The sequence below is a fragment of the Paenibacillus sp. J22P59 genome, assembly GCF_059383895.1.
Window position 1 is genome coordinate 1 of record NZ_JBXENX010000031.1, and the last position, 2,684, is coordinate 2,684.

A 2,684-nucleotide genomic window follows, 5' to 3' on the forward strand; every position below is an offset into this window, starting at 1 on the left:
CGGGTAGAGCAGGATATGACTGCAGTTGATAGTGGATTAGCCATCCTAACTGATAGAGTAGATAATATTATTGCTGATGGTGGAGACAGCAACGTCGAGATCGTGGATGCACGCCTGCCGGCAAGTGGTCCGGCATATCCAAGTTTAAAAGCTCGTCTGGACACAGAGCATGCTGCCTTGGACTCTAAAATAGTCTCTTTAAGTGGTCGGTCAGTGATGGGGATGGAGAGACAAGCTATTATTAACGGAAACCTTGATATCTGGCAACGTGGCTCGACCTTCATTAATCCAAATGGCTACACAGCGGACAGGTATCTTGCTGGGATATCCAATACGGGCACCCTACCAACAACAATTACTCATACCCGTAACACATTGGTATCAGGAGAGATTCCCGGATCATTTCATTCTTATCGTGTTTCTTTTAGTGGTGCCGGCAACGGTTTCGGCGTGAACGATGTTTATAACATACAAAATAGAATTGAACATGGACCCAGATATCTATGTGGCAGTGGGAAAAAACTTACTATCTCATTTATGGCCAAGAGTGATATTCCGGGTAAAAAGTTGGGCATTACAGTATCCCAATTATATGGATCAGGTGGCTCCCCGAGTGCTGGAGATTCGTTAGCAGGCAAGAATTTCACCTTAACCTCACAATGGAAACGGTACACTCATACGGTTGATACAGCTAACCTCACAGGGAAAACGTTTGGTGCCAATAATGATGATATGCTAGTGCTTGCCATGGCTGTTATGTGGGGCTCTACCCGAGCTGCATCTTATGGGGATACTGTAGCCGAGACCTTTAGAGGAACTGGCTATGTTGATATTGCTCAGTTACAAGTATGCTCTGGTGATACAGCATTACCTTTCCAACCGCGTTCGTTTGCAGAGGAGCTGACGCTCTGTCAGCGGTATTATGAAAAAAGCTACAGTTATCACATTTCACCAGCAGACGGGAACGGACAAACGGGGTATGAACTGTTGTTAACAGGATCATCTTATGATTATCATATTTTTCCCCGTACTAAATTTTCAGTTGCGAAAAGGATACAACCTTCTATCCAGCTTTATAATCCAACTGCACAGGCACAGGGGAAAATTAGAAACGAGACACTGGGGACAAATATTCCTGGTAAAATCTTTGCTAATGATGAAAAGGGGTTTATTGTACAGGTAAACAACACACATGTTGCAGAGTTGAATTTTATTAGTTTTCAATGGACGGCAGACGCCGAACTATAAAGGAGGGTTAGAATGAATAAACACTATATAAGGGTAGATGGAGCCGGGACAATCGTCTACGGCTTTTCTTCTGCCTTCGAGGAGCCATTAGATGGTGATGTATTGCTTAGTGAGAGCGAGCAACGTCATTTTCACTTAGAGTTTACGGAGCCCCTTATTAACGAGAGAGGACAGTTTAACTTTAGATGGAACGGTGAGAAAGTAATTGAAAGGACGCAGCAGGAGCTTGATATAGAGTGGGCCCAACGCCCGCCAGCAAAAACGCCAGAACAGGAAATAGCAGAGCTTAAGCAACTGGTGGCGGATTTAGCCAGCTTGCAGTTAGGGGTGTAAGATGGACGATCGTATCTTGAGGCTGTATCAATTTTTATACAATATGGAACGCATCATATTAGATTTGGTGCCTGATCCATATCGTGAAGCAATTGAACAACAACAAATCAACTAAGCTCCGCTACGGCGGGGCTTTTACTTTTGAGGAGGATTATTAATGAGACCAGAACAGCCTATATGGGCAACAGCAGGGGCAGTGGTGTTGCCAGCGTTTGAATTTTTCTACGGAGCAGGTGAATCGGTGACCACAATCATGTCAGCACTATTATTTTTCATCGTTATGGATTGGATTTCTGGCGTGCAGGCTGCTAAAAAAGATAAAAGCTATGCAAGTAAATACGGCATTGATGGTATATTTCGCACAGCGTTTATGCTGCTGTTACCAGCGGGTGGTCATTTACTCGATCAAGCATTTAGCCTACCGAGTGTAGTATTCGGGGCACTATCCATCGGGCTACTTTATCACATATTGCAGTCCATGACCGCTAATGCGATCCGTGCAGGTTGGGGGGATTTCCTGCCACTGGGAGTGCTCGAAAAGGTGAGCAGCTGGGTGAGCAGTGAACTGGATAAGAAGATTGAACGCGCAGCTCAGCGCGGAGGTGTTGTGGCACCAAATGAGGAGGTAAACAAGGATGCTTAAGGTTAATCACATACCAAGAACAACACCACATAACCGTCGCCCTGGTCTCGTTATGCTAGCCACTACAATTACAATCCATAACACGGGTAATCCGACCAGCACGGCAGCAAATGAGCGGGCGTGGCTTACAAACCCAGCTAATGATCGTACTGCATCGTACCATCTCGTAGTAGATGAAGTAGGGGCTATTGAGTGTATCCCACTTAAAGAGGTAGCATGGCATGCTGGGGACGGAAGTGGGGCAAATAGCGGCAATCGTACAAGCATTGGAATTGAAATATGTGAGTCTGGAGATTACACAAAGACGTTGGACAATGCCGCTGAGCTGGTCGCAGGCTTGCTTAAGGAGCGCAGATGGGGCGTAGATCGGTTACGCCGTCACTATGACTGGTCAGGCAAGATATGCCCGCGGCTAATGTATGACGGTGGCAAGTGGACTAGATGGGTGGAGTTTAAGGCG

4 protein-coding genes are annotated in these 2,684 nt (G+C 45.9%); all 4 read left to right on the forward strand.

Going from position 1 to position 2,684, the window contains the following annotated elements:
• Positions 1 to 1,248 (forward strand): hypothetical protein (locus AC50YO_RS25450; RefSeq protein ID WP_494851411.1); only part of this gene is annotated, 1,248 nt, incomplete at its 5' end.
• 12 nt (positions 1,249 to 1,260) lie between these two features.
• Entirely contained in the window at positions 1,261 to 1,581 is a 321-nt protein-coding gene (locus tag AC50YO_RS25455; RefSeq protein WP_494851413.1) for a hypothetical protein, read from the forward strand.
• A 157-nt stretch (positions 1,582 to 1,738) separates the two neighbouring features.
• Complete coding sequence (locus AC50YO_RS25460; protein WP_494851415.1) at positions 1,739 to 2,224, forward strand: phage holin family protein; 486 nt, start codon at positions 1,739 to 1,741, stop codon at positions 2,222 to 2,224.
• The coding region (locus tag AC50YO_RS25465) for a peptidoglycan recognition protein family protein (RefSeq protein WP_494851417.1) at positions 2,217 to 2,684 on the forward strand (468 nt) is incomplete at its 3' end. The genes AC50YO_RS25460 and AC50YO_RS25465, both read left to right, overlap by 8 nt.